The sequence below is a fragment of the Streptomyces sp. WMMB 714 genome (assembly GCF_900090125.1).
Taxonomy (GTDB): Bacteria; Actinomycetota; Actinomycetes; order Streptomycetales; family Streptomycetaceae; genus Streptomyces; species Streptomyces daqingensis.
In genome coordinates, this window is record NZ_FMHJ01000008.1 from 1 (window position 1) to 25,779 (window position 25,779).

A 25,779-nucleotide genomic window follows, 5' to 3' on the forward strand; every position below is an offset into this window, starting at 1 on the left:
GCACCGGCGCAGGCGCCGGCTGCCGCCCGCCGAGGACGTCACGGCCCCCCGCGAGGAAGCGGTCTAGTGCTGTGGCCGGGAAGGTTTGCCGGGAAGCTCGCGGCGTCCGGTGCGGTGCGTCGCAAGGCGGAGGATCGTCCTCGCACTGGGCGCACTCGGACGACTCGGCAACGCGGAGAGGTGCCGTGCCGGACGTCGCGAGCCGGTGAACCTTCCCGGCCACAGCACCGGCTTCCCCGCGGCGGGGGCCGCCGCCCGCCGCTCCGGGGAGCGCGGGGAGCGGCATACCGTGGAGAGGACCGGTCCGGATTGAGCGCGCCGCCCGGACACAAGGGAAAGCAAGCGCTTAGAAAAGAGTCCCGCATCACACCCTGCGAGCAGTGACCCGGGGCTTACGGACAGGTAGCTTCCCGCACGTAGCCAACGTGCCGACGCAGACACCCTCTGGAGCCGTGATGCCCGAAGCAGTGATCGTCTCTGCAGCCCGCTCACCCATCGGACGCGCCTTCAAGGGGTCGCTCAAGGACGTACGGCCCGACGACCTCACCGCGGAGATCGTCAAGGCGGCGCTCGCCAAGGTCCCGGAGCTCGACCCGGCGCAGATCGACGACCTGATGCTCGGCTGCGGCCTGCCGGGCGGCGAGCAGGGCCACAACCTCGGCCGGGTCGTCGCCGTCCAGTTGGGCATGGACCACCTGCCCGGCTGCACGATCACCCGGTACTGCTCCTCCTCTCTGCAGACGATGCGGATGGCCATGCACGCCATCAAGGCCGGTGAGGGCGACGTGTTCGTCTCCGCGGGCGTCGAGGCGGTCTCGCGCCAGGTGAAGGGCACCTCCGACGGCATGCCCGACACCCACAACCCGTTCTTCGCCGAGGCCGAGGCACGCACCGCCGCACGCGCGGAGAACGGCGGCGAAGGCTGGGAGGACCCGCGTGAGAGCGGCAACGTGCCCGACGTCTACATGGCGATGGGCCAGACCGCCGAGAACCTCGCACGCCTCAAGGGCGTGACGCGCAAGGACATGGACGAGTTCGGCGTCCGGTCCCAGAATCTCGCCGAGAAGGCCATCGCCGACGGCTTCTGGGAGCGCGAGATCACCCCCGTCACTACGCCGGACGGGAACACCGTGGCCAAGGACGACGGCCCGCGCGCCGGCGTGACGATGGAGGGCGTCGAAGGGCTCAAGCCGGTCTTCCGCCCCGACGGCCTGATCACCGCGGGCAACTGCTGCCCCCTCAACGACGGCGCCGCGGCACTGGTGATCATGTCCGACACCAAGGCGCGCGAGCTCGGACTGACGCCGCTGGCCCGCATCGTCTCCACGGGCCTCTCCGCCCTCTCCCCCGAGATCATGGGCTACGGGCCGGTGGAGGCCAGCAAGCAGGCGCTGGCCCGGGCCGGCATGTCGATCGGCGACATCGACCTCGTCGAGATCAACGAGGCCTTCGCGGCCCAGGTCATCCCCTCCTACCGGGACCTCGGCATCGACCTGGACAAGCTCAACGTCAACGGCGGCGCCATCGCCGTCGGGCACCCCTTCGGCATGACGGGCGCCCGCATCACGACGACGCTGCTCAACTCCCTGCAGTGGCACGACAAGCAGTTCGGCCTGGAGACCATGTGCGTCGGCGGCGGCCAGGGCATGGCGATGGTTCTGGAGCGCCTCAGCTGACACCGCCGCGGCGGCCCTCAGGGGCCGCCGCACGAGGTGCCGGGCGGCCGAACTGCCCGGTTCCACGCGAAGCATGCGCCCCCGGGATGTGATTTATCCCCCGGGGGCTTTGCGTTTGCCCAGCTCACAACGGAGGGGGCGACAGAGGTCGCTGTTCGCCTCTGTCCTATTCACGGCGTTTGGGACTACGGTCGAGACGCCTTCCGCCTGAATGGTGGATGCACAAGACCTCGGGGGAACAGACCAGACCAGGAGTACGTCAGTGAGCGCCATATCCCTGCTTCTGCTCGCGACCGCGGTGACCGCCACGGCCGTCGGCGGCGCCGCCCTGTACTCGGCTCGCGGCCTGCGCCGCCAGCTCGACGACCTGGGCGCCCGACTCGGCGTGCCCGCGGGCGCCGCCGCGGCCTCCGGGAGCCCCGCCGCCGCTGCCGCGGTGGTGCCGCAGGCCCGTACCGCCGCCTCCGCGGAGGAGATCCGCAGCATCGTCGCGGAGGCGCTCGCCGAGGAGCGGGAGCGCGAGCTGGCCGAGGCGCGGGCCTTCTGGGCCGCGCAGGAGACGCGGGCGGAGACCCCCGAGGAGGGCTCTCTGCTGGCGGGACACGGCACCGAGTACGAAGTCGCCTCCACGCCCTCCGGCGTCGACTCCACCCTCTGGGACGCGCTGCTCAAGGGCCGCGTCGACGAAGACGTCCTGCGGATCCTGCGGGAGCTGCGGGAACGCGACGTGCCCGAGCCGGGTGTCTTCGTGCCGCGCCAGGCGGAGCGTGAGATCGAGCCGGCGCTGGACCTCGACGTCGACGCCGCACCCGCGGACGGCGGGCACGGCCTGCCCGGGCCCGGAGCGGACGCCGCGGACACGGCCGACGGCTCCGTCGCGGAGCCCGCGGACGCGGGCCCCGCAGCTCCGGGAAGCGCCGAACCGCACGCGGGCGCCGCCCCGGCCTCCGGGCCTGATCACTGCCCCGAACCGCCCGAGGTCGCCGCCGCCCGCCGGCGCCACCCCTCGCAGCCCGAGTACACGCTCAGCGGCGACCCGTCCGCGCCCGCCGGGGCTCCGCCGTCCGGCGCCCAGGTCGTCGCCGGCCACGAACGCACCGTGGGGCGGCTGGCCGAGCTGGCGCACGCCCGCACGGCGCTGGCCGACGTACGGCAGGGCCCCCTGGGCACCCTCGACGTCTACCTCTTCGAGGACGGCACCACCGTGTGCCTCTCCCCCGGCCACCGCGAGACGGCGGACCTGCTGTGCGCGGCGATCCGCGACGGTGACGTGCCGGTGCTGATGGGCGGATCCAGCGTCTCCGGGGCCTACGCGCTGACCTTCGCCTACGGGGAGGGGCGGACCGCCTACCTGCTGGCGGACCGCGTCATCGCCTCGCTGTAGCGGCGCCGATGCGGCGGCCCGCCTCTTCGACGAGTGCCGTCGCTTCCGCGAGCTCGTCCGCGGCGTCAAGGCCGCGCACGATTTCCGCCAGATCGTGTGCTGCCACCGCGAGCTGGTCCCCGACGGCGAGAACGCCCACGTCGGGGAGGTCCAGCGGGGTGCTGCCGGGGAACTCGAGGAGCTGCGCCCTGCGGGCCAACTCCCGGGCCAGCGCCAGCCCTTCAGCCGCCGCGCCCCTGCGCAGAGCGCTCTCCGGAAGCCTTCGGAGACGGTCGCTGTGAAGCTGCGCGGCGGTGGTCAGCGGGGCTGTATCGAGCACCGTGCCAGCGTATGCGCCCCCTCCTGACTGTTGCCAACGCCCCCGCGCTCAGGCACCTTGGCGGGAAGGACTCCAAAAGGCAGCATCCGGAGGCGCCGATGTCCCAGATCTTCTCCGAAGAGACCCACCGGAACATGCTCACCCGCATCCCACACTGCACCGGTCGTGAAGTCGCCGACTGGCTGCGCACCGTCGACGAAGGTCCGTCCCTTTTCCGCTTCGAGGAGAAGGTCAGCTGGCTGCGCGGCGAGCACAACCTCGCCTACGGCCACGCGAAAGCCATCATCCACGAGTACGACCTGCGGCGCGCTGCGCGTCACCGCTGAACCTGCCTCCACCACGACTTGGAACCTCGGAACACGCGAAAGGGCCCGTGAGGCGTCGCCGCCTCACGGGCCCTTCGTCGTACGGCTACGGGCTCAGGCTCCGAGGCCGCTCACGGGCCTCGCCGCCCCGCCCGGTGGTGCGGGGAGCCCGGTCAGTCGTTCCCTTGCAGGATCGCGATCAGCCGCAGGAACTCCAGGTAGATCCACACCAGGGTCAGCGTCAGCCCGAAGGCCGCCAGCCACGACTCCTCACGGGGCGCGCCGTAGGAGATGCCGTCCTCGACCTGCTTGAAGTCGAGCGCCAGGAACAGCGCACCGATCACGATGCCGGCGACCCCCATGATGATGCCGAGGGTGCCGCTGCGGAAGCCGAGACCGTCGCCGCCGCCGATGACCGCGAACAGCAGGTTCACCATCATCAGCAGGACGAAGCCGATCGCCGCCGCGATCGCGAACTGGTAGAAGCGCCGCGTGACCCTGATGATCCGGGTCTTGTACATCACCAGCACCGCGGCGAAGACCGCCATGGTGCCGAGCACCGCCTGCATCGCGGCGCCATTCGCGATGTTGCTGTCGACGTAGTTGCTGATGGCGCCCAGGAAGAGACCTTCCAGGGCGGCGTACGCCAGGATCAGCGCGGGAACTGCCTTGCGCTTGAACGACTGCACGAGCGCCAGCACCATCGCGACGAGACCCGCCCCGATGGCCAGCGGCAGCACCAGGTCGGGCCTGGCATCCGCAGCGACCCAGGCCACAGCGGCCATGACCACGACGAGCCCGACCGTCATACCCGTACGGGCGACGACGTCGTCCATCGTCATCCGCCCGGTCTGGGGCGGTGCGGCGGGCGGAGCGCCGAAGGGCTGCCCCGTGGTCTGGGGCTGCTGCTGGGCGTAAGGGTTGTTCGCGTAAGGGCTGTTCGCGTACGGGTTCCCGGCCTGCGGCTGCTGTCCGGCGTTGAAACCGGCGTAGCCGCCCGAGCGGCTGAACCCCCGTCGCGAGAAGACCGGGTTGCTGCTCCTCATCTCACTCCTCCATGGCCGCACGGCACGACCTAGCTTTCAGAGTAATGCTTTAGCAAAACCAGCACGCTACTCCACCGTCAAGAACGAAGAAAAGCAACGGCTGGTTCCGTCTTCGTTCCGTTCTTGTACCGCTGCGGGAGCGGCGTACACGGTGAACGTCACACTGCGGCGGAGCTGTTCCGGCAAAGCTGTTTCCGGCCCCGGGCCCGCGGGCACCGGCACGGGGCCGCGGAACCGGTGGCGGAGGACGGCGAGGCCCTCCGGCGGAGGAAGAACCGTGCCGGGTGCGGCCAGGAGGGTCACGGCCGCGTGACTGCTGCCGGCGTTCCCGCCGCGCCCGTCAGCCGAGGCCGTGGCCGGTGGTGGCGTCGACGTGCCCAGGAAGCGGGTCGTGCCGGTCGCCCACGCTCGACGTGCCCGACGGCTCGAACAGCATGATCGAGGCGCCGTCCACGGCGACGGGCCTGTGCGGGACGCCGCGCGGGACGACGAAGACGGAGCCCTTCCGCAGGGTCACCGTCCGCTCGGCCGCGGGACTTCCGGCGCCGTCGCGGAGTGTGATGTCCATCTCCCCATGGAGGACGAGGAAGAACTCGTCGGTGTCCTCGTGCACGTGCCACACGTGCTCCCCGGCGACCTTCGCGACGCGGACGTCGTAGTCGTTCACCGTCGTCACGATGCGCGGACTCCACAGTTGCCCGAAGCGCGCCAGCGCGGAATCCAGATCGATCGGCTCGTCTCCCATACCGGGCATCCTCGCCGCTGGTGCCCGCAGGCGGTGAGTGCTAGGAATCGCATGTGCCGCACGAATCCTCGCAAGACGCCCGGCTCGGCCGGAGCCGCCGTACGGCAGGGGGAGCCGGCGCGGCACGTGCGCCGCACCGTGTCGCCGCGATCGTCGACGAGGGCTCCAACCCGTTCGAACTGGGCGTGGCGACCGAGCTGTTCGGGCTGCGCCGTCCCGAAGTGGATTCACCCTGGTACGACTTCACGCTGTGCGCCGCGGCGCCCCGTACCCGGATGCATCTCGGGATGTTCACGCTCTCGGACGTGGCGGACCTCTCCGCGGCCGACGAGGCGGGCACCGTCCTCGTCCCCAACCGGCCGGACCCCGAAGTACGGCCGTGCGGGCCCGTCCTGCAGGCCGTCGCGCGGGCGGCTGCCCGGGGCGCACGGCTGGTCGGCTTCTGCACCGGTGCGTTCACGCTGGCCGAAGCAGGCGTGCTGGAGGGCCGGCGGGCCACGACGCACTGGCGGTGGGCGGAGCTGTTCGCTGCCCGCTATCCGTCGGTCCAACTCGAACCGGACGTGCTGTTCGTGGACGACGGCGACGTGCTCACCGCCGCGGGCAGCGCCGCCGCCCTCGACCTGGGGCTCCATCTGATCAGCCGCGACCACGGGGCCGAGGTGGCCAACACGGTCAGCCGCCGGCTGGTCTTCGCCGCCCACCGCGACGGCGGGCAGCGGCAGTTCGTCGAGCAGCCGGTGCCGGTGGTACGGGACGCCTCGCTCGCGCCTGTGCTCGACTGGGCACGCCCGCGGCTCGGCACGCCGCTGACGGTGAACGCGCTGGCGGCCCGGGCCGCGGTCAGCCCGGCGACCCTGCACAGGCGCTTCCGCGCGGAGCTGGGGACGACGCCGCTCGCGTGGCTCACCGGTGAACGCGTGGCGCTGGCCTGCCGGATGATCGAGCGCGGCGAGCCCTCACTCGACGTCGTGGCCCGCGAGAGCGGGCTGGGCACAGCGGCGAACCTGCGCGCGCAGCTGCGCCGGCGCACAGGGCTCTCCCCCAGCGCGTACCGCCGCCAGTTCGGCGCCGGACGGGCCTGACGGGCCGGGGCCGCGCCGGAACGCGGGCCGTCCGGGGCCCTCTGACCGCGGATCTTCCGCGAGTACGGGCGGGCTGTGGGCGCCGCGCTCTACGCTGAGCCGGTGACCAGCAAGCGATCAGTGCCGCCGTGGGCGCGCACGCGCGTGTGCGTGGCGGTACGCAGCGGCTGTGCGATGGCCGTGCTGGTCGCCGTCGTCCTCGGCGGTCTGCTCGCCATGCACGGGCTCGGTACGGCGGCGCCACCCGTACCGGCAGCGGGCTCCGGGCACGCAGCCGCCGGCGAGCACTCGGGCGGGCACGGCGGTGTCCCGGGCGGCGGCGGGCACAGCGGGTGCCCGCACCACCGGGCTGCGGCCCATGCGCCAGGCCCCGGTCCGGACGCACCGGAGCCGGACGCACACGGGGCGGGAGCGCACGGCGCCACCCATGGCGCGCAGAGCCCCGCCACGCACGGGGCCGGCGCCACGGACGGCGACGGGGCGGGCCACGGCGGTCACCTCGCGCACGCCGACGCCGCATGCGCCGCCCAGGGCACGAGCGGCGCCCCCGATCTGCCCGTGCCCGCGGCGGGGACGGCGTCCGGACCGCCTGCCGCGCCGGGCGGCGGCGCGGGGCTCGCCGGGACGGCCGCTGCCGTGCCGGAGCGTGCTCCTCCCTCGCTCCACCAGCTCCAACTCCTGCGCATATAGGCGCGCTTGACGGCACGGAGTCCGCCTCCGGCGGGTCCGCCGCCGTCTCCGGCACGCCCGAAGTCACCACAGCACGCAGGAGTTTCACTCATGAAGTCAGACCACCGTTCCGTCACACGCGCGGCCCGCACCGCCGCTTCCGCCGTGGCAGCCGCTCTGCTGCTCGCCGCCTGCGGCGCGGGCGCCCACGAGAAGACCGCCGGCGGCGGGTCCCGGCACGGGGACCACGCGGGGAGCGAGAAGGGCTCCGGTCCGGGCAACGCCGCCGACGTCGCCTTCGCGCAGGGGATGATCCCCCATCACCGGCAGGCGCTGGAGATGGCGGAGCTGACGCCCTCCCGCGCGTCGTCCCAGGAGGTGAAGTCGCTGGCCGCGGCCGTCCGCGGGGCGCAGGAGCCCGAGATCGAGACCCTCTCGGGCTGGCTCAAGTCCTGGGACGAGAAGGTCCCGCCGAAGGGCTCCTCGGGGCACTCGGAGCATGCGGAGCACTCGGGGCACGCCATGCCCGGGATGATGACCGCGGAGGACATGGAGCAGCTGAAGAAGGCGTCCGGCAAGGAGTTCGACCGGAAGTTCCTGGAGCTGATGATCGAACACCATGAGGGCGCCGTGGAGATGGCCCGCACCGAGATGGACAAGGGCTCGTACGGCAAGGCGAAGAGCATGGCCCGCGACATCGAGCGGTCTCAGAAGGGCGAGATCGCGCAGATGCGGAAGATGCTGAAGCAGTAGCCGCCACCCCTGGCCGGGGCCGGCGGCATGCGGCGGGCCGTGCCCGGAGGCGCGGCCCGCCGTTCCGCTCCTGCGGCGCGGGGATGCGGGACCTGGGTGCCGGTCCTCAACTCCCCTTCCGCGCACCGTCGTCGGGGGCGGGCGGTCCTGAGGGCCGGTCGCCCGCGGCCTCCCCTGCGCGCACGCCGTCCCCGGCCTCCGCGCCGTCCCGTGCTCCGGTGCCGCCCCGTGCCCCCGCGCCGTCCCGTACGTCCGCGCCGCCCATCCGCCGCCTGATGAAGCGCGACCCGGCGAGCAGCGCCAGACCCGCGAGGAGGCCGCTCCCGCCGACCACCGCGAAGTACCCGGCCGCGTCCTCGCGGTTGTAGAGACGCACCACCTGCGCCGAGATCCCCTGGGCCGCGGCGTTCGACGCCAGCCACAGCCCCATCATCTGCGTGGTGAACGCGGCGGGGGCGAGCTTCGTCGTCACGGAGAGCCCGATCGGGGAGAGGAAGATCTCGCCGACCGTGATGATCGCGAAGCTGCCGAACAGCCACAGCGGACTGCTCATGCCCGGTCGCGCCGCGGGCAGCACCAGGACGAGGTACGACAGCCCGGCGAGCACCAGGCCTACGCCGAACTTCACGGGCGTCGACGGCGCCCTGTTCCCCAGCCGCACCCACAGGGAGGCGAAGAACGGCGTGAGGACGATCAGCACGAACGATCCGGTCGACTGGAACCAGGAGGAGGGGATCGCGAAGCCGAGGGCGTCCAGGTCGGTGCTCCGGTCGGCGTACTGGGCGAGCACGCTCGCCCCCTGCTCCTGGATCAGCCAGAAGAAGACCGACCCGGTGAACAGCGGTATGTAGGCCCGTACCCGGGAACGTTCGACTGCTGTGGTGCGCGGGCTGCGCAGCATCACGGTGAAGTACGCGACGGGCAGGGCCACGGCCAGCAGGCTGATGAGGTCGACGACGCGCTGCGCCGTGAGGAGCCCGGCGACCGCCCCCGCCGCCACCGCCCCGGCGAGCAGCACGGCCCCGGCGGTGATCCCGGCCGGCAGGCGCGTACCGACGTCGCGGAGGCGCAGGGGGTTGCCGGGCCGCAGGTCCTCGGGGCTGAGGTGACGCTGCCCCCGTACGTAGACCAGGAGCCCGGCGGCCATGCCCAACGCGGCGACACCGAAGCCGAGATGGTAGTCGTACGTCTGCCCGAGCGTGCCGACGATCAGCGGTGCGACGACGGCGCCGACGCTGATGCCCATGTAGTAGATGCTGAACCCGGAGTCGCGGCGTACGTCCCGCTCGTCGTAGAGCCGGCCGACCGACGCGGAGACGTTCGGTTTGAGCAGTCCCGTGCCCGCCACGATGAAGGCCATCGAGCCGTACAGAGCGCCCCTGCCGGCGGGCAGCGCCAGGCAGACGTGCCCGCACATGATCAACACGCCGCCCCAGAGGGTGGCACGACGCGCGCCCAGCAGCCGGTCGCTCACCCAGCCGCCCGCGATGGCAGCAAGGTAGATGGAGGCCCCGTACACGGCGATGAGGGAGCCGGCGGTCGCACTGTCGATGCCGAGGCCGCCGTCCCGCGCCCTGTCGTACATGTAGAACAGCAGGATCGCTTTCATCCCGTAGTACGAGAAGCGCTCCCACGCCTCGGTGAAGAACAGCGTGGCGAGACCGCGGGGATGGCCGAAGAACTCCCGGCCCGCTCCGAGACGTTCAGAGCCGGGGTTCTCGGGACCGGGCGGTCCGGGAACAGGCCGTCCGGGCGGCGGGGCGGCAGCCTTCATGCGCTCTCCGGGCTGATCGCGGCGGCCGGGCGGGGACGGCGGGAGCGGCCCGCCCGTCGACGGCTGTACGTGCGCGTCCCGGCCTTGGACTTCCGATGGGCGCACACAGGAGAGCACCCGTGCACGCGGACAGACAAGATGTAGGCAGCAACTGTCTGCCGCCGCCGTCCGCAGCCCGGTGGTGCGTCAGCTCACCCGGACCCGCCCCGCGCGTCAGGGCTTCCGCGCGACCCCCGCCAGGATCAGGGCCCTGTTGTCGGGGAGTCCGGGATCGTCCGTTTCCGGACGCCACCGGGTGACGGGCACGAGGCCGGGCTCCACCATCCCGAGGCCGTCGAAGAGCGAGAGGATCGTCCCGTACGGGCGCGCCTGCCCGTCGGAGACCTTGGACCGGTAGTACTCGGCGGCACGCTCCGACACCTCCGCCTCCTCCGTGTCCTCCGTGCCGTGGGAGATCACGAGGTAGCTGCCGGGCGCCAGCGGCTCCAGCAGCTGCCGCACGATGTCCGTCGCGGCGCCGTCGTCGGCGATGAAGTGCAGCAGCGCGACGAGCGACAGGGCGACCGGCTGATCCAGGTCGAGGGTCTCGCGCACCTCCGGGGAGGTGAGGATCGCCCGCGGGTCGGTCACGTCGGCGTGGAGGTAGGCGGTGCGGCCTTCCGGTCTCGACCGCAGCAGGGCCTGCGCGTACTGCAGCACGATCGGGTCGTTGTCGACGTAGACGACCCTGGAATCCGGGGCGCACTCCTGCGCGATCTGGTGGAGGTTCGGCTCCGTGGGGATGCCGGTGCCGATGTCGAGGAACTGCCTGATGCCCGCCTCTTCGGCCAGGAAGCGCGTCGCCCTGTGCATGAACGCCCTGTTGGCCGCGATGAGCGCGCGTACCCCGGGCCACATCTCCTCGAAGCGCCTGCCCGCTTCGGCGTCGACCTCGTAGTTGTTCTTGCCCCCGAGCCAGTAGTCGTAGACCCGCGCCGAATGGGGCTTGCTGGTGTCGATCTCCGGATTCACGTCGTCCCCTCATGAGCCCTGCCCCGTCCCCGGCTGGATCCGGGGTCGCTCCCCGGCAGGGTCTGGCCAGAGTTTAGGCGCAAGCAGTCCGCAGTTGTCCGGCTTTCGCCCGGGCCCTCTCCGCTTCCCCCCGCACCACCCCCCGACCGGCGGCGACCGGCCGGCGCCGCGCTGGGTACCCGCACGCGCGGCCCCGGCAGGCACGGCGCACGGAGAGGCGAGGACTCGGTGACTGAGGCAGGACCCGGACGTGTCTGACGTACGCCGGCGGGAGACCGCGCGCCGCTGGAAAGCGCTGGCCGTCTGCCTGGTCGCGGGCTTCATGGCGCTGCTCGACGTCTCGATCGTGAACGTGGCGCTGCCGTCCATCAAGGAGGGGCTGCACACGAGCGAGTCCGAACTGCAGTGGGTGCTCTCCGGCTACGCGCTCTCCTTCGGGCTGTGCCTGGTCCCCGCGGGACGGCTGGGGGACGCACGGGGACGCCGCAGGGTCTTCATGGCCGGGCTGGCCCTCTTCACCCTCGCGTCCGTGGGCTGCGGCACCGCCCGTACGAGCATGTGGCTGATCGTGGCCCGTCTCGTGCAGGGGCTGGGCGGCGGACTGATCTCCCCGCAGATCTCGGCGCTGATCCAGCAGATGTTCAAGGGCCAGGAACGCGGCAGGGCCTTCGGGATGTTCGGCACCGTCGTCGGCGTCTCCACCGCGGTCGGTCCGCTGCTCGGCGGGCTGCTGATCCACTGGGCGGGAGCGAGCGAGGGCTGGCGGTGGGTCTTCTACGTGAACCTGCCGCTCGGGATCGTCTGCCTCGTCCTGGCGCGGCGCCTGCTGCCGGACACGCCTTCCGCCGCCACCCGGCGCACGCAGAGCCTCGACCCGGTCGGCGTCGCCCTGCTCGGTGCGGCGGTGGTGGCGGTGCTGCTTCCCTTCGTGCAGTCGCAGCAGTGGCGCGGCGACGCCAAGTGGCTGCTGCTCGTCGTCGCGGCAGCCCTGATGGCGGTCTTCGTCGCATGGGAATCGCACTGTTCACGCAGGACCACGGTGCCGCTCGTCGACCTGACGCTCTTCCGCATCCGCTCCTACTGGCTGGGCTGCCTGCTCATCCTCTTCCACTTCGCCGGATTCACCTCGATCTTCTTCGTCACCACGCTCTACCTGCAGAGCGGACTGGACTACACGGCGCTGGAGGCGGGCGCCGCCATCACCCCCTTCGCCCTGGGCTCGGGAGCCTCGGCGGGGCTGGGCGGCAGGCACGTCCTGCGCTTCGGCAGGCCGCTGGTCGCCTGGGGGCTCGCGCTCACGGCCGTCGGCCTCGCCGGTGCCGTCGTCACCGCCCACGCGGTGCCGGGCCGCGAGACGGGCTGGTATCTGGCGGTGCCTCTGCTGGTCGCCGGCGTCGGGTCAGGGCTCGTCATCTCCCCGAACCAGACGCTGACGCTCTCGCAGATCCCGGTGGCGCGCGGCGGCAGTGCGGGCGGAGTGCTGCAGACCGGGCAGCGCATCGGGGCGGCCGTCGGCATCGCGGGGGTGGGGTCCATCTTCTTCAGCCGCCTCGACGCGGGCGGCGGCCGCCAAGGCGCCTGGCCGGACGCGTACCAGCACGGGCTCGTCCTCTCCGTCGGCTTCGTCCTCGTCGCGCTGGCCGCCGCCCTCGCCGACGTGTGGACGGAACACCGCGAGAACGGACGCGGAAGGAACCAGCCGAAGCGTCCCGGCGTGCTGCGGCGGCTGCCCCGCTGACCGGCCGGGCAGCTCGCGTGCCCGTCAGTTGCGCTGCTGCGGCTGCCCGCTGCCGTCCGCGGCCGGCTCGCCCTCGGCCCCTCCCCCGCCGCTGGAGCCGGTGGGCATCGCCGGGTGGCGCCCGAGCAGGAAGATCGCCGAGACGGCCGCCCCCAGACCGACGATCTCCCCGGTCAGCGCCAGCGGCGTGACCCGCACGGTGTCGCCGAGGAAACCGATGCTGCACGCGATCCCGGAGAGCGGGTTGGCCGCCGTCAGCGCCGGCAGCGACTGGCGCAGCGGCCCCGCCTCGAAGGCGCTCTGCACCAGGACGAGGCCCACGACCGCCGAGGTGACGATCGTGTAGGGCTGCCACGTGGTGATCAGCCCACCGATGCCCGACTCCTCCAGGACCGTGCTCGCGTCCCGCGTCAGCGCGTCCTGGAGCCCGTAGAGCACTCCCGCGCCGGCCGCCAGCCAGGGCGGCTCCTCCGCCAGCCGCAGATGGCGGGCGATCATCACCATCAGCAGGGCGACCGCGAGCACGGCCCCGATGACCAGCCAGCGGCGCAGCGGGCCGATCTGCGCGTCGTCGTTGCCCTGCGGCGAACCGGCCGCCACGAACACGGCCACGCCGCCGCTGAGCATCACCACGCCCGCCCAGCCGGTGCGGCCGAGCCGCTGACCGCTGATACGCCTGGCCAGCGCCATGGCGAACAGCAGATTCGTCGCCAGCAGCGGAGCGACCCGGGAGACGTCGCCCAGGGAGAGCGCCAAGGCGCTGAGCAGCTGTCCGACGACCATGAAAGCGATGCCCAGCAGCCACCGCGGGACCTTCATCAGGTCCAGCAGCAGACGGAACGAGAGGATGTCGCCGAGCGGGGCGCGGGCGGCGGCGTCCTGCTGCAGCACGAACCCCACTCCCAGAAAGCAGGACGCCGCCAGGCCGTACACGTAGACCAGGATCGGCATGCCACTCCACGGCGCTCGGGCGGGGCCCGCGCAGCTGCCCCGGCAGTTCGTCCGGTTTCGCCCCAGCATCTCCCACCGGTGACGCCCGGAGGCGTTCACGAGGCCGCGACACAGGCGATTGACCTCCGTGCCGCCGTCCCCCGCTGCTCCACCACGGGTGCAGGCGGGACAGGTTCACCGGCCGAGGCGCGTCCGTCCCGCCCGGGCCCGGCCACCCGTGGCTGGAAAGGCAGTGCTCACAGGACGCGCGTCGGCCCCATTCCGCAACCCGGCACACGCCCCCTTCCGCGCTGCCTAGCGTGGACGGCATGAGCCTGATGACCGAGGGAGAGGCACCGGGGCCCGTCCGGTTCTACCTGGCCTGCGACGACATCGGCTGTCCCGCGCGCGCAGTGTTCGACCTCGTGATCGACGAGCCGCCGCCCCCGATCGAGGAGGACCTCTTCGCCCACGTCCTGCACAGCAGCACGCGAGCGGCGCCCTACATCGAGAGGCAGGGCTGGACCTTCACCCGCGGCATCGGCTACTGGTGCCCCGATTGCTCCACTCCCCGCTCCCGGCGGACGGCTCCGCCGAGGCCCGCGCGGCGGTCCCCCGTACGGCGCCGGCGGCGGGACCCGAAGGGGCCGCAGGGCCCGCAGTGACCGCAGTGACCGGTCGGCGCGCCGGCCCCGGCGCCCGGCACCGCGGGACGGGTGAACCGCGGCCCGCCCGTCGCCCGCCGCAGGGCGCCGGTTTCCCGGCCCCGGCGGCCCTCCGTTCCCCTCCAGGGCCCCACCCGCGTCCGCTGCGGTTGTGTCCGGTCCCGTCTGGATCGACCCTGTAAGAAACGAATGCGGGCTGGATTGGTGCCATGAACGCGTGGAGCGAGGCCGAGAGCATCGACTTCCGTGGGCCACTCGACGTCACGAGTGCCGCCACGGCGCTGCTCGACAGCGACAACATGGTCATCGGGTGGAGCGAAGCCGCCGAAGAGCTCTTCGGCTACGAGCCGCACGAGATCCTGGGCCGCCGGGTGGACACGCTGATGGTGGGCCGCTCGACCCACGAACACGCGCTGATCGAACTGCTCGACCGGTCCGTCGGTCCCACCTGCCGCAACGAGGCCCGTATCGCCCGCCACCGCGACGGCCACCAGGTCGAGGTGGCCACGACGATCTGCTCCCTCGCCGGCCGGGACGGCTCGCCGCAGATCATGGTCGCCGTGCCGCTGGAGCCGCTGCGCTCCTGGGAGGCGCACCAGGCCATGCTCCGCGGCCTGGCGACGCAGTCCCCCATCGGCCTCGGCATCTACGACACGGAGCTCAGGCTGACCTGGGCCAACGCCAAGTACCAGAGCGAGATCGACCGGAAGTTCAGCGAGTACGCCGGGAAGCGCGTCAACGAGCTGTACAACGGCGGCGAGGTGCTCACCGAGGGGTATCCCCGCGCCCTCGAGGACGTCATGCGCGGGGTGATCGAGACCGGTGAGCCCGTCTTCGGGCTCCTCTACCAGGCGCGCCCGCCGGCCGACCCCGATCACGATCACGTCTGGTCCTGCGCGTACTACCAGCTGCGCGATCCCGACGGCCACGTGCTCGGCGTCTGCGAGGACGCACTCGACATCACGGAGCGCTACCGCGCGCAGCAGCGGCTCGCGCTCACCGTCCGGGCGGGCGTCCGCATCGGCACGACGCTGGACATGATCACCACGGCCCGCGAGATCGCCGAGGTCGTCATCCCGGCGTTCGCCGACAGCGTCACCGTGGACCTGGTCGAGGGCGTCCTTGAGGGCGAGGAGCCCCGGCCGCAGGGAGAGTCGCCCTCCCTCGTACGGGTCGTGGAGCGCGTCGGGAGCCCGTACGCGGGCGCCGACGGCGAGGACGCCCCGACCGGGGGGCCCTTCCGCGTCGCGTACGAGCCCGGCTCCCCGCAGCAGGCCGCGCTCTCCTCCCGCAAGGCCGTGATCATCGACCGGCGGAGCGAGTCGGCACCCCCGGAGAGGAACGGCATGCACTCCACGCTGGCCGTCCCGCTGCGCGCCAGGGGCACGACCATGGGGCTCGTCACCTTCCGGCGCGGCGAGAGCTCCGCCCCGTTCGACCACGACGAGATGTCGCTCTCCAACGAGCTGGCGACGCGTACCGCTCTGTCGATCGACAACGCCCGCCGCTACACGCGCGAGCGGGCCTCTGCGCTCACGCTGCAGCGGAATCTGCTGCCCCGGGGCCTTCCCGAGCAGTCCGCCGTCGAGGTCGCCCACCGCTACCTGCCGGCCGACATCGGCCTCGGCGTCGGCGGTGACTGGTTCGACGTCATCGCTCTCTCCGGTACGCGTGTGGGCCTCGTCGTCGGCGACGTCGTGGGGCACGGCATGAACGCCGCCGCCACCATGGGACGGCTGCGCACCACTGTCCGTGCGCTCGCACGGCTGGACCTCTCCCCCGACGAGCTCCTCTCCCGCATGGACGACCTCGTCCTGCAGGGGGTGGAGGAGCAGGAAGCGGGCGCCGGACCGGGGGCGGACGAGGGGCTCGGCGTCGCCTGCCTGTACGCCGTGTACGACCCGGTGTCGCGCGTGTGCACCGCGGCCCGCGCAGGCCACCCGCCCGCCGCCGTCGTCGATCCCGACGGCACGTTCAACCTGCTGGAGATCCCGCCCGGTCCGCCGCTCGGCGTGGGCGGCCTGCCGTTCGAGTCGATGGAGATCTCCCTGCCGGAGGGCAGTCTCCTCGCTCTGTTCACCGGGGGGCTCGTGCAGGATCGCGACCGCGACTTGGACACCGGTGTCGAGAAGCTCAAGGACGTCCTCTCCGACCGGGCGAGCACCCTGGAGGAGCTGTGCGACCGGGCTCTCGCCGAGCTCCAGCCCAACGGGCCCGCCACCGACGACGCGGCCCTGCTGCTGGCCCGTACCCATGAGCTGGGTGTGGACCAGGTCATCGGCTGGGAGCTGGAGGCGGAACCCAGCGCGGTCTCGCGCGCCCGCACGCTCGCGCTGGAGCAGCTGGCCGAATGGGGCCTGGACGAGCTGGCGTTCACGACCGAACTCGTCGTCAGCGAACTCGTCACCAACGCCGTCCGGCACGCCTCCGGCCCGGTCTACCTCCGGCTCATCCGGGACCGCAGCCTGCACTGCGAGGTGTCCGACAAGGGGCACACCTCGCCGAACCTGCGGCACAGCGCCACCGACGACGAGGGCGGGCGCGGGCTGTTCATCGTCGCGCAGATCGTCCAGCGCTGGGGCACCCGGTACACGGCGTCCGGCAAGACCATCTGGACGGAACAGGCCCTCCCCTGAGGGACGGGGCCCGCTGTTCGATCGGGTGGTGCCCGGAGCCGGACTTGAACCGGCACGGCCCTTGAGGGCCAACGAGGTTTAAGCTCGTCGTGTCTACATTCCACCATCCGGGCACCGGCTCCAGGACCGGCCGCCGCTACGGAGAGCGCGCCGGTCCTACCCCAGGGTGCAGGGAGAGCCTATCCAGCGTCACGCCCTCAACTACGGGGCGCTGGCCCGATGTTGTCTTATTTTATGGGCAACTGACGAGCCGTCAGCACCGCGCCCCCCATTTCGGGGCCTCCCGCGTAGCGCTTCGCATGCTCGGGAAATGACGGAAAGTCGCCGTCCGGACACTGGAATTCACCTTCCGCCGCTGAGCCGCCGCACCCGTAGCGGCCGTCAGGGAGAGCGTCATACCCAGGGATGACGGCCCGGCCGGGAGTACCCCGTAAGGCTGGGCCGGAAAGGGGCACGGGGGCGGATCCGCAGGCAGGGACCGCACGGAAGGATGAAGTCGTCCCGATCCGCCACACCTTCCGACAGGAGCACAGTCCCGTGACCACCACCTACACAGGCGTCAACGCGACCGCACCCGCGCCCGCCGGCGTCGCCGCCGCGCGCGCCACAGATCTCACCAAGGTCTACGGACAGGGGGAGACCAAGGTGGTCGCCCTGGACCATGTTTCGGTCGAATTCCGGAAGGCCGAATTCACCGCCATCATGGGCCCGTCGGGCTCCGGCAAATCGACGCTGATGCACTGCATGGCCGGACTGGACACCGTCTCCGGCGGCAGCGCCCTCATCGGCGGCACCGAACTGACGAAGCTCAAGGACAAGAAGCTCACGCAGCTGCGCCGCGACCGGATCGGCTTCATCTTCCAGGCGTACAATCTGCTGCCGACGCTCAACGCCCTGGAGAACATCACCCTCCCCCTGGACATCGCCGGCCAGAAGCCCGACAAGGCGTGGCTCGACCGCGTCATCGACACCGTCGGTCTCTCGGGGCGCCTCAAGCACCGCCCCAGCGAGCTCTCCGGCGGTCAGCAGCAGCGCGTCGCGGTGGCCCGCGCCCTCGCGAGCAGGCCGGAGATCATCTTCGGTGACGAGCCGACGGGCAACCTCGACTCCCGTTCCGGCGCGGAAGTCCTGGGCTTCCTGCGCAACTCGGTACGCGAACTGGGCCAGACGATCGTCATGGTCACCCACGACCCGGTCGCCGCCTCCTACGCGGACCGCGTCATCTTCCTCGCCGACGGCCGCATCGTCGACGACATGTTCGGGCCGACGGCCGAGTCGGTCCTCGAGCGGATGAAGAGCCTCGACGCGAGGGTGCGGACGAGCTGAACGGCCGGATCTGACGGGATGGCTCCCGGGCGGTCCGCAGACGGCGGCCCGTCCGCGCCGCGGCCTCAACTCCCGCGAACCCGCCACCAGGACAGTCCACTCGGCAGGGCACGCCACCCGACAGGGCGGGCCCTCGGGTCGGCCTGCCCGCGCACACCCACCGACGCCCGTCCGCGTCCACGACCGGACCGGCACCTCTCACTTCCAGGACTCACCGATGCTCCGTACCGCCTTGCGCAACGTCTTCGCGCACAAGGCCCGGCTGCTGATGACCGTGCTCGCCGTGCTGCTCGGCGTGGCCTTCGTCTCCGGCACCCTGGTCTTCACCTCGACCATCTCCGACGCCTACCAGAAGAGCTCCGAGAAGGGCTTCAGCAACGTCGACCTCGCCATCGAGCCGTCCGGCGGCGAGAAGCAGGGCAGGGGCGCACCGGGCAAGCAGCCCCGCCTCTCCCAGGCGACGCTGGAGAAGGCGCGCGACCTGCCCGGCACCTCCACCGTCACCGGCTCCGTCTCCGGGTTCGCCGCGCTCGCCGACAAGGACGGCAAACTCGTCGGCGAGGGCTGGCAGTCCACGGGCGCCAACTACTACGCCGGCGCCGGCGGGAAGGGCAAGGACGCCCGCTACCCCATGAGTGAGGGCAGGGCACCGCAGCGCGGCGGTGAGATCGCCCTCGATCAGAAGACCGCTGAGCGCACCGGCTACAAGGTGGGCGACACCGCACGCCTGTCCATCGACGGCCCCGTCCGCAAGGACCGCGTCGTGGGCGTCTTCACAACCGACGACGGCAACGTGGCGGCGGGCGGCACGCTCGTCCTCTTCGACACCTCCACCGCCCAGCGCCTCTTCTCCGCCCCCGGCCAGTACGACCAGGTGACGCTCGAGGCCGCCGCCGGCACGTCGCAGGCGGAGCTGAAGTCGCAGGCGCAGAAGATCCTTCCCGACGGCGCCGAGGCCGTCACCGGGAAGAAGCTCGCCTCCGACCAGTCGAAGGCGATCGAGGAGAGCATGAGCGGCATGCAGACCGGCATGCTGGTCTTCGCCGGGATCTCGCTGTTCGTCGGCATCTTCATCATCGCCAACACCTTCACCATGCTCGTCACCCAGCGGACCAAGGAGCTGGCGCTGCTGCGCGCGGTCGGCGCGAGCCGGCGGCAGGTGACCCGCTCCGTACTCGTCGAGGCGTTCGTGGTGGGGACGGTCGCGGCCGTCGCGGGCCTCGCGGCAGGCGTCGGGATCGGCGCGGCGCTGCGTTCGCTGATGGGCGAGATCGGCGCCACCGTCCCCGACGGGCCGCTCGTCGTGGACAGTTCGGCCGTCGTCACGTCGCTCGTCACCGGCATCGTGGTCACCGTGCTCGCGGCGTGGCTGCCGGCGCGGCGTGCCGCGAAGATCCCACCGGTGGCGGCGATGAGCAGCGTCCACGCCACCGCCACCGTGCGTTCCCTCGTCGTGCGCAACTCGATCGGGGCGCTCCTCGCCGCCGCCGGCACGGCGCTCGTGCTGTACGCGACGACGCTCGACAGTGCCGGCGAGGGCGACGTCCCCATGGGTCTCGGCGCCGCCGTGCTGCTGATCGGCATGTTCGTGCTGACGCCGCTGCTGTCGCGTCCCGTCATCGCGGCCGCCGCTCCGCTGATGCGCATCTTCGGGGTCTCGGGGAAGCTCGCCCGCCAGAACTCCGTGCGCAACCCGCGCCGTACGGCCGCGACAGCCTCGGCGCTGATGATCGGCCTGACCCTCATCACGGGCATGACCGTGATCGCAGGCAGCGTGCAGGAAGCCATCGACAAGATGGCGACCGAGTCGTTCAAGGCCGACTACACCATCAGCATGGCCAACTTCACGCCGCTCGCACCGCAGGTGGAGGAGAAGCTGGAGCGGGACGGCCAGGTCACCGCGTCGAGCCCGATGCGCAACTCCCCTGCCCGCGTGGGCAAGGAAGTCGAGTACATGACCGGCGTGAACGGCGAGACCATCGGTGAGCTCACCGATCTCGACTTCACCTCCGGCAGCTTCGACGGCCTGACCGGCGACAAGGTCGTCGTGGACAAGAAGACGGCCGACAGCAGGAAGTGGAAGGTCGGCTCGGCCCTCCCGGTGGTCTACGAGGACGGCAAGAAGGGCACGCTGACCGTCTCGGGCGTCTACAAGGGCAACGAGATGCTCCAGGGCATGCTGATGGACACCGGCACCCTCGACCCGCACATGGAACGCGTCACGAGCATGCAGGTGATGGTCAAGACGGCGGACGGCGCGAGCGAGTCGGCCAAGTCCACGCTGGAGGAGGCTCTCGGCAACAACCCGGCGATCCTCGTCCAGGACAGGAAGGACCTCTCCGAGTCCATCGCCGAGATCTTCACGCTGATGCTCAACATGCTCTACGGGCTGCTGGCGATGGCTGTGATCGTGGCGGTGCTGGGGGTCGTGAACACCCTGGCCATGTCCGTCTTCGAACGCTCGCAGGAGATCGGCATGCTGCGGGCCATCGGACTCGAACGCCGGGGCGTCAAGCGGATGGTGCGGCTGGAGTCCCTGGTGATCTCCCTCTTCGGCGGGGTGCTGGGAATCGGTCTGGGCGTCTTCTTCGGCTGGTCGGCCGGCGAGCTGATCGCGTCCTCGCTTCCGCAGTACGCACTGGTGGTGCCGTGGGAGAGGATCGGCCTCTTCCTGGCGCTGGCGGCCGTCGTGGGCATGCTGGCGGCGCTGTGGCCGGCGCGCCGTGCGGCGAAGCTGAACATGCTCGCCGCCATCAAGAGCGAGTGAGACGCGACAGCTGAGGCGGAATCCGCCCCAGCGGCGGACAGTGGCCCGGCTCCCCGGTCGCGGGGGCCGGGCCACTGCCGTACGCGCACCGGCTCCGGCCCGGGCGGCTGTGCGCCGCGACGTGGCCGGAGGCGCGTCAGCGCGGCGGGTCCCCGAAGTCCGGCACCGTCAGCCGCTCGCCGTCCCTGCGCGCCGAGTCGTGGGCGACGATGCCCGGCACGGTGTAGCGGGCGGCGACCCAGGCGTTCACCGAAGGCAGCGTGCCCTCGTTGACGGCGTTGACGAAGTCGTCCACGAGGAAGTGGTGCGAGCCTTCGTGCCCGTTGGGCGCGTGCGCGAACTCGCGGGGCAGGCGTGAACGGTCGTGTACGGGGGCCGTGCCGGAGATGAAGGCGTCCCGCAGCGCCGGCGCGACGTTCTCCAGGGACGGGTCGTCGGCCGCGAGCGTCGGAACCGCCTGGAGGTGTTCGGACACGTCCTGCACGCCCGTCTTGTCCTGCCAGAAGCTGACCGTCGCCAGCTGCTCGAAGCTGGCCTCCGTGCCGAAGAAGCGGAAACGGGACTCGCGGATGTGGGAGGGGTAGCCGACCCTCCGGAACTCGTTCGTACGGAACGAGCCGCCGCCGGCCACCTCGAAGAGGGCGGTGGCGTTGGAGAAGTCGTTGCCGAACTGGCTGATCCCGCGGTCGAAGACGCCGTCCCCGCGGTCGTCGGGGACCCCTACGGCGCTGACGCTGGTGGCGTACGTCTGCCACGCGCCGAGGATCCCGCCGATGGAGTGCGTGGGGTAGAGCAGCGGCGGGTAGCTGGCCGTCTCCTTCCACCGCTCCCCGCCGCTGTACTTGTACGCGTCGTAGAAGCCGAGATCCATGTCGTGGACGTAGTCGCCCTCGGCGTAGAAGAGGCGCCCGAAGCCCTCGGCGGCGATCTTCCCGCGGGCGTAGACGGTGGCGGGGTTGTAGTGGCTCGTCTCGCCCATCATGTACGTCAGGCCGGTCTCCTCGACCGCCTCGATGATGGCCTCGGTCTCCTCCAGGGAGACGGCCATCGGCACCGCCGAGTAGACGTGCTTCCCGGCCCGCAGGGCCTGCACCACGAGCGGCCCGTGCGTCCAGCGCTGGGTGAAGAGGGCGACGGCGTCCACGTCGCCGGCGAGGAGTTCCTCGTAGGAGGCCGCGCTGCCCGCCAGACCCAGCTGCTTCACGAGTCCGTCCGCACGCTCGGGAAGCAGGTCGGTGGCGTATATGTCACCTACGCCGGGGTGCAGTTGGAAGAGTTTGGCGAACGAGCCGGCGAACTGTCCGGCGCCGACGATTCCGATGGAGAAGGGCACGGTGAAGCCTTTCCTGTGCGTGCCGTCATGGATGACCAGCGAGGTGCCGCCAGTTGTGGTGCTGGCTCAATCGTCTTGCTGGAAGAGGAAGTTGACCTGCTTGTTCGTGGTCGTGAGAGAGCTGGCCGGTGCGTCCCCCGCGTAGACCTCCTGCATGGCCGGGAGCATGATCGCGTTGATGTCCGCGGCGTGGTCGGTCACGGGGAACGAGAAGGTGGTCCCGTCCTCGATGTGGCGGGTGAACGGCGTGACGTCCAGCCCGTTCTCGCGGTGAGTGGCGACGGCCTTCTCCGTCCCCTCGGGGGTCGCGGGGAAGACGGTCGCGTCCTTGCCCACGATGTTCTGGCATTCGGCCGAGGCGAGGAAGGCGACCCATTTCGCCGCACCCTTCTTGTTCTTCGCTCCCTTCGGTATGGAATCGGCGAGACCGCCCATCATCGACGCGCGCTCGCCCGTCGGCCCCTTGGGTGTCGGCGCGATGCCCAGGTCGACGCCCTTGAGGCCGGAGAACGCGCTGAGCTTCCAGGAGCCCTCCGTGGCCATCGCCGCCTTCCCCGAACCGACCTGCACTTCCGGGAAGTTGGTCTGGGAGTAGTCCTCCAGCGGGGCCATGAAGCCCTTCTCGGCGAGGCCGAAGTACCAGTCGATGGTCTCCTGGAAGCGCTTCCGGTCGTAGTTGTAGTGCTCGCCCCACGGGTTCTTGTCCGTGTAGCTCCAGCCGTTCGAGCCGGTGAAGGCGCTCCACTGCGACTGGCCGTGGTTGTCCCCGCCGGCGTCGTTGGTGGCCAGGCCGTAGCGCACGACGCTGTCCTTGTCGAAGCCCGGCTCGTCGCCGCGCTTGCCGTTCGCGTCGACCGTCAGCCGGGCGAGGACCTTCTCGAAGCTGCCGCCGTCCTCGGGGTTCCAGTCCATGTCGCGCAGTTCGGCGTCGCTGACGCCCGCCGCCCTGGTGACCTTCTTGTCGTAGAAGAGGCCGACGGTGTCCCAGTCCTTCGGGGCGCCGTAGCGGTGGCCGTCCCGCCCCATCCATGGCTCGGCGAGGCCCGGTTCGTAGTCCGACGCCTTGATCCCGCGGGTGGGGCCGAGTTCGTCCAGCGGGCTGAGCACGCCGATCTTCTCGTACTGCGGGTAGTGGGCCACGTGGTTGGTGAAGACGTCCGGTTCGGTGCCCGCGATGAAGCTCGACGTCAGCTTCGTCCAGTACGAGTCCCATCCGATCTGGGTGATCTTCACGCGCAGCCCGGGGTTCTTCTTGTGGAACGCCTTGGCGCACGCCTCGTACGCGGGCTGCTGGGCCGCGTCCCACATCCAGTACGAGACGGTGCTCCCGTCCCCGGCGGAGCCGGTCTGCGGTGCGCAGCCGGCGGCGGGGACGGCGAGGGCAAGGGCCGCGAAGGAGGCCGCGCAGGCCCTGGCGGACGTGCGGCGCCGGTTGCCGCGTAGTGCGGTGCTCATCCCACTCTCCTTCACTTGATGCCGCTGAAGCCGATGGAGTTGACGATGCGCTTCGCCAGCAGGGCGAACAGCACGACCATGGGCAGCGCGGCCACGAACGTGGCGGCCATCAGCCCGGCCCAGTCGGTGCCCGTCTGCGGGGTCTGCGCCCGGAAGATGCTCAGCGCGACGGTGAGCACCCGCGAACTGCCGCTGTAGGACACCATCAGCGGCCAGAAGTACTCGTTCCACGCGGTGATGTAGGTGAGGATGCTCAGCGTCGCGATGGGCGCCGCGGACATCGGCAGCACCAGCTGGAAGAAGACACGGACCCGCCCCGCCCCGTCGATGAGGGCGGCCTCCTCCACCTCGTGGGATATCCCCAGGAAGAACTGGCGCAGGAAGAAGACGGCGAACGGCATCGTCATGAACACCATCGGCATCGTGATGCCGAACAGGCTGTCCACCAGGCCGGCTTCCTTGATCAGGACGAAGTTCGGCAGCAGCGTGAAGACCGCCGGGATCATCAGGCCGCCCAGCAGGAACCCGAAGGCGGCGTCCCGTCCGCGCCAGCGCAGCCGCGCGAACGCGTAGGCGGCCATCGAGGCGAAGAGCATCTGGCAGAAGGTGACGAGCGTGGCGACGAGCACCGAATTGGCGAGGTACCGCCAGAAGTCGAGTGAGCCGCCCGCACCTCCCTCCGCGAGTGCCTCCTCCGTGCTCTGCAGTCCGAAAACCCGCAGGAATCCGCCGAAGCTGAAGTCCACCGGAAGCGGGGAGGCCGGGGCCTGCGCGAGCGCGGTGTTGGTGGAGAGCGCCGTCCTCAGCATCCAGTAGAACGGGAAGAGGGTGAGCACGGTGATCGCGCCCATCGCCACCCAGGCGAGCACACGCCCCCACGACAGGGGCCGCCGCTCACGCTTGCCGCCGTCCGGCTTCTCGCGGGCCTCCGGGCCGCCGCCGGTCTCCGCGTGCGTCATCGTTGCCGTCACTGCAGACCTTCCTTCTCAGCCGAGGTCCGACCGGCCGGCGCGCATGAGGCGGTACTGCATGACCGTGATGACGGTCAGTACGAGCATCAGCGCGACGGAGATGGCGGAGGCGTAACCGAACTGCAGGCGGTCGAACGCGAGGTCGTAGACGTACAGCTGCAGGACGTTGGTGGCGTTGGCGGGCTTGCCGTCGGTGGTGACGGAGACGGTGTCGAAGACCTGGAAGGAGCCGACGACGGTGATGATCAGGACCAGGGACAGGACCGGCCGCAGCAGCGGCACCGTGATGGACCGGAACATCCGCCACTCGCTCGCGCCGTCGACGCGGCCCGCCTCGTAGACCGTCGGCGATATGGACTGCAGGCCCGCGAAGATCAGCAGCGCCGTGTAGCCCACGTGCCGCCACACGTTCACCAGCGCGATCGTCGGTATCGCCCACGAGGCGTCACCGAAGAAGGCGATCCTGTCGAAGCCGAGCCATTCGATGACCTCGTTGCCCACACCGAGCTGCGTGTCGAGGATCCACAGCCACACGATTCCGGCGACGACGTTCGAGACCAGGTACGGCGCGAGGACGATCCCCCGCACGACGGTCGAGCGGGTCAGCCGGTGCATGAGGACGGCTATCAGCAGCGCGGCGACCGTCTGCACGCCGATGTTGATCACTACGTACTGCAGCGTCACGCCCAGCGAGTCCCAGAAGACCGGGTCGTTGAGCAGCCGCCTGTAGTTGCCGAGGCCGGTCCACTTCTCCTCGCTCAGCAGGTCGAAGCTGGTGAAGCTGAGATAGACACCGCGCAGCGTCGGCCACACGAGGAAGACCAGATAGCCGAGCATCGCCGGGGCGACGAAGGCGAGAGCGACGCGGGTGTCGCCCCTTCTGCGGTTCGGTGCCGCGCTCGCCGGCTTGACGGCGGCCATCGGCAGACCCCCTTCTCCGCGTCGTTTCCGGCTTGTCCGCGTTTGTCGCCGGGTCGGGCGCTCCGGGGCGAGCACCGACCGGATTACTTCTACGTGGAAGTTATAGGGCTGTCAAGGGATCGCACAGCCGCTGGTTTCCCCGGCTCCCACCATGACACCGGAGCCCTGATCGGGGAGCTATAGTTTCAGACGGAAGTTACGCGCTCCCGGCATAAGCTGAGGAGCCACCCCCGAAGTGCCGTAGTGGAGGCCGCGGTTGACCAGTCCGAG

21 protein-coding genes and 1 tRNA gene are annotated in these 25,779 nt (G+C 71.1%); 11 read left to right on the top strand and 11 right to left on the bottom strand.

Going from position 1 to position 25,779, the window contains the following annotated elements:
- Positions 1 to 455: 455 nt before the first annotated feature.
- Positions 456 to 1,676, top strand: a complete 1,221-nt coding sequence (locus tag H181DRAFT_RS15930; protein ID WP_045865158.1) for an acetyl-CoA C-acetyltransferase — start codon at positions 456 to 458, stop codon at positions 1,674 to 1,676.
- Between the two features lie 262 nt (positions 1,677 to 1,938).
- Positions 1,939 to 3,060 carry a hypothetical protein gene (locus tag H181DRAFT_RS15935; RefSeq protein ID WP_045865159.1) on the top strand — a complete coding sequence of 374 codons (1,122 nt, stop codon included), beginning with the start codon at positions 1,939 to 1,941 and terminating at the stop codon, positions 3,058 to 3,060.
- Here the strand turns inward: H181DRAFT_RS15935 and H181DRAFT_RS15940 are convergent.
- Positions 3,044 to 3,379 carry a hypothetical protein gene (locus H181DRAFT_RS15940; RefSeq protein ID WP_045865160.1) on the bottom strand — a complete coding sequence of 112 codons (336 nt, stop codon included), beginning with the start codon at positions 3,377 to 3,379 and terminating at the stop codon, positions 3,044 to 3,046. The genes H181DRAFT_RS15935 and H181DRAFT_RS15940 overlap by 17 nt on opposite strands.
- Positions 3,380 to 3,477: 98 nt before the next feature.
- Between H181DRAFT_RS15940 and H181DRAFT_RS15945 the strand changes: the two genes are divergently transcribed.
- Positions 3,478 to 3,705, top strand: a complete 228-nt coding sequence (locus H181DRAFT_RS15945; RefSeq protein ID WP_045865161.1) for a DUF4287 domain-containing protein — start codon at positions 3,478 to 3,480, stop codon at positions 3,703 to 3,705.
- Between the two features lie 152 nt (positions 3,706 to 3,857).
- Here H181DRAFT_RS15945 and H181DRAFT_RS15950 read toward each other — a convergent pair whose 3' ends face one another.
- Together H181DRAFT_RS15950 and H181DRAFT_RS15955 are read right to left on the bottom strand one after the other, a co-directional pair.
- Positions 3,858 to 4,730: a Bax inhibitor-1/YccA family protein gene (locus H181DRAFT_RS15950; RefSeq protein WP_045865162.1), complete on the bottom strand. Its 873-nt coding sequence runs from the start codon at positions 4,728 to 4,730 to the stop codon at positions 3,858 to 3,860.
- A 340-nt stretch (positions 4,731 to 5,070) separates the two neighbouring features.
- On the bottom strand, positions 5,071 to 5,475 hold the full coding sequence (locus tag H181DRAFT_RS15955) for a cupin domain-containing protein (protein WP_045865163.1): 405 nt from the start codon (positions 5,473 to 5,475) through the stop codon (positions 5,071 to 5,073).
- 149 nt (positions 5,476 to 5,624) lie between these two features.
- On the opposite strand from H181DRAFT_RS15955, the gene H181DRAFT_RS15960 reads away from it, so the two are divergent.
- From H181DRAFT_RS15960 to H181DRAFT_RS15970, 3 genes are all read left to right on the top strand, one after another.
- A complete protein-coding gene (locus tag H181DRAFT_RS15960; protein ID WP_045865387.1) occupies positions 5,625 to 6,560 on the top strand; it encodes a helix-turn-helix domain-containing protein in 936 nt (311 codons plus the stop codon).
- Positions 6,561 to 6,662: 102 nt separating this feature from the next.
- Positions 6,663 to 7,250, top strand: coding sequence for a DUF6153 family protein (locus tag H181DRAFT_RS15965; RefSeq protein WP_139131710.1), 588 nt, complete (start codon positions 6,663 to 6,665; stop codon positions 7,248 to 7,250).
- 90 nt (positions 7,251 to 7,340) lie between these two features.
- Positions 7,341 to 7,982, top strand: coding sequence for a DUF305 domain-containing protein (locus H181DRAFT_RS15970; protein WP_045865165.1), 642 nt, complete (start codon positions 7,341 to 7,343; stop codon positions 7,980 to 7,982).
- Between the two features lie 106 nt (positions 7,983 to 8,088).
- Here H181DRAFT_RS15970 and H181DRAFT_RS15975 read toward each other — a convergent pair whose 3' ends face one another.
- On the bottom strand, positions 8,089 to 9,756 hold the full coding sequence (locus H181DRAFT_RS15975; protein ID WP_074467894.1) for a peptide MFS transporter: 1,668 nt from the start codon (positions 9,754 to 9,756) through the stop codon (positions 8,089 to 8,091).
- Positions 9,757 to 9,969: 213 nt separating this feature from the next.
- A complete protein-coding gene (locus tag H181DRAFT_RS15980; RefSeq protein ID WP_045865166.1) occupies positions 9,970 to 10,767 on the bottom strand; it encodes an SAM-dependent methyltransferase in 798 nt (265 codons plus the stop codon).
- Between the two features lie 250 nt (positions 10,768 to 11,017).
- Here H181DRAFT_RS15980 and H181DRAFT_RS15985 point away from each other — a divergent pair, with 250 nt between their 5' ends.
- Entirely contained in the window at positions 11,018 to 12,505 is a 1,488-nt protein-coding gene (locus H181DRAFT_RS15985; protein WP_045865167.1) for an MFS transporter, read from the top strand.
- A 24-nt stretch (positions 12,506 to 12,529) separates the two neighbouring features.
- Here H181DRAFT_RS15985 and H181DRAFT_RS15990 read toward each other — a convergent pair whose 3' ends face one another.
- Entirely contained in the window at positions 12,530 to 13,456 is a 927-nt protein-coding gene (locus H181DRAFT_RS15990) for a DMT family transporter (protein WP_045865168.1), read from the bottom strand.
- Positions 13,457 to 13,764: 308 nt separating this feature from the next.
- On the opposite strand from H181DRAFT_RS15990, the gene H181DRAFT_RS15995 reads away from it, so the two are divergent.
- Positions 13,765 to 14,100 carry a hypothetical protein gene (locus H181DRAFT_RS15995; RefSeq protein WP_045865169.1) on the top strand — a complete coding sequence of 112 codons (336 nt, stop codon included), beginning with the start codon at positions 13,765 to 13,767 and terminating at the stop codon, positions 14,098 to 14,100.
- 209 nt (positions 14,101 to 14,309) lie between these two features.
- Complete coding sequence (locus H181DRAFT_RS16000) at positions 14,310 to 16,736, top strand: SpoIIE family protein phosphatase (RefSeq protein WP_045865170.1); 2,427 nt, start codon at positions 14,310 to 14,312, stop codon at positions 16,734 to 16,736.
- A 26-nt stretch (positions 16,737 to 16,762) separates the two neighbouring features.
- Here the strand turns inward: H181DRAFT_RS16000 and H181DRAFT_RS16005 are convergent.
- A tRNA-Leu gene (locus H181DRAFT_RS16005) sits at positions 16,763 to 16,849 on the bottom strand.
- Positions 16,850 to 17,273: 424 nt separating this feature from the next.
- Between H181DRAFT_RS16005 and H181DRAFT_RS16010 the strand changes: the two genes are divergently transcribed.
- Positions 17,274 to 18,062: an ABC transporter ATP-binding protein gene (locus H181DRAFT_RS16010; protein WP_045865171.1), complete on the top strand. Its 789-nt coding sequence runs from the start codon at positions 17,274 to 17,276 to the stop codon at positions 18,060 to 18,062.
- Between the two features lie 217 nt (positions 18,063 to 18,279).
- A complete protein-coding gene (locus H181DRAFT_RS16015) occupies positions 18,280 to 20,829 on the top strand; it encodes an ABC transporter permease (RefSeq protein ID WP_045865172.1) in 2,550 nt (849 codons plus the stop codon).
- 136 nt (positions 20,830 to 20,965) lie between these two features.
- Here the strand turns inward: H181DRAFT_RS16015 and H181DRAFT_RS16020 are convergent, their stop codons facing one another.
- The 4 genes from H181DRAFT_RS16020 to H181DRAFT_RS16035 all read right to left on the bottom strand — a co-directional run bounded on the left by H181DRAFT_RS16020 (position 20,966) and on the right by H181DRAFT_RS16035 (position 25,509).
- Complete coding sequence (locus tag H181DRAFT_RS16020; protein ID WP_045865173.1) at positions 20,966 to 22,162, bottom strand: Gfo/Idh/MocA family protein; 1,197 nt, start codon at positions 22,160 to 22,162, stop codon at positions 20,966 to 20,968.
- 66 nt (positions 22,163 to 22,228) lie between these two features.
- Entirely contained in the window at positions 22,229 to 23,617 is a 1,389-nt protein-coding gene (locus tag H181DRAFT_RS16025; protein ID WP_045865174.1) for an ABC transporter substrate-binding protein, read from the bottom strand.
- Between the two features lie 11 nt (positions 23,618 to 23,628).
- The gene (locus H181DRAFT_RS16030; RefSeq protein WP_045865175.1) at positions 23,629 to 24,576 is read right to left on the bottom strand and encodes a carbohydrate ABC transporter permease; all 948 of its coding nucleotides are present in this window, start codon (positions 24,574 to 24,576) and stop codon (positions 23,629 to 23,631) included.
- Between the two features lie 27 nt (positions 24,577 to 24,603).
- The gene (locus H181DRAFT_RS16035; RefSeq protein WP_045865176.1) at positions 24,604 to 25,509 is read right to left on the bottom strand and encodes a carbohydrate ABC transporter permease; all 906 of its coding nucleotides are present in this window, start codon (positions 25,507 to 25,509) and stop codon (positions 24,604 to 24,606) included.
- Positions 25,510 to 25,779: the final 270 nt, after the last annotated feature.

What these genes read in the sequence shown, in the direction of transcription:
- H181DRAFT_RS15975 (WP_074467894.1), bottom strand. Translation starts at nt 9,756, where the DNA reads ATGAAGGCTGCCGCCCCGCCGCCCGGACGGCCTGTTCCCGGACCGCCC.
- H181DRAFT_RS15945 (WP_045865161.1), top strand. Translation starts at nt 3,478, where the DNA reads ATGTCCCAGATCTTCTCCGAAGAGACCCACCGGAACATGCTCACCCGC.
- H181DRAFT_RS16025 (WP_045865174.1), bottom strand. Translation starts at nt 23,617, where the DNA reads ATGAGCACCGCACTACGCGGCAACCGGCGCCGCACGTCCGCCAGGGCC.
- H181DRAFT_RS15970 (WP_045865165.1), top strand. Translation starts at nt 7,341, where the DNA reads ATGAAGTCAGACCACCGTTCCGTCACACGCGCGGCCCGCACCGCCGCT.
- H181DRAFT_RS15955 (WP_045865163.1), bottom strand. Translation starts at nt 5,475, where the DNA reads ATGGGAGACGAGCCGATCGATCTGGATTCCGCGCTGGCGCGCTTCGGG.
- H181DRAFT_RS15950 (WP_045865162.1), bottom strand. Translation starts at nt 4,730, where the DNA reads ATGAGGAGCAGCAACCCGGTCTTCTCGCGACGGGGGTTCAGCCGCTCG.
- H181DRAFT_RS16030 (WP_045865175.1), bottom strand. Translation starts at nt 24,576, where the DNA reads ATGACGCACGCGGAGACCGGCGGCGGCCCGGAGGCCCGCGAGAAGCCG.
- H181DRAFT_RS16015 (WP_045865172.1), top strand. Translation starts at nt 18,280, where the DNA reads ATGCTCCGTACCGCCTTGCGCAACGTCTTCGCGCACAAGGCCCGGCTG.
- H181DRAFT_RS15995 (WP_045865169.1), top strand. Translation starts at nt 13,765, where the DNA reads ATGAGCCTGATGACCGAGGGAGAGGCACCGGGGCCCGTCCGGTTCTAC.
- H181DRAFT_RS15930 (WP_045865158.1), top strand. Translation starts at nt 456, where the DNA reads ATGCCCGAAGCAGTGATCGTCTCTGCAGCCCGCTCACCCATCGGACGC.
- H181DRAFT_RS16035 (WP_045865176.1), bottom strand. Translation starts at nt 25,509, where the DNA reads ATGGCCGCCGTCAAGCCGGCGAGCGCGGCACCGAACCGCAGAAGGGGC.
- H181DRAFT_RS15990 (WP_045865168.1), bottom strand. Translation starts at nt 13,456, where the DNA reads ATGCCGATCCTGGTCTACGTGTACGGCCTGGCGGCGTCCTGCTTTCTG.
- H181DRAFT_RS16000 (WP_045865170.1), top strand. Translation starts at nt 14,310, where the DNA reads ATGAACGCGTGGAGCGAGGCCGAGAGCATCGACTTCCGTGGGCCACTC.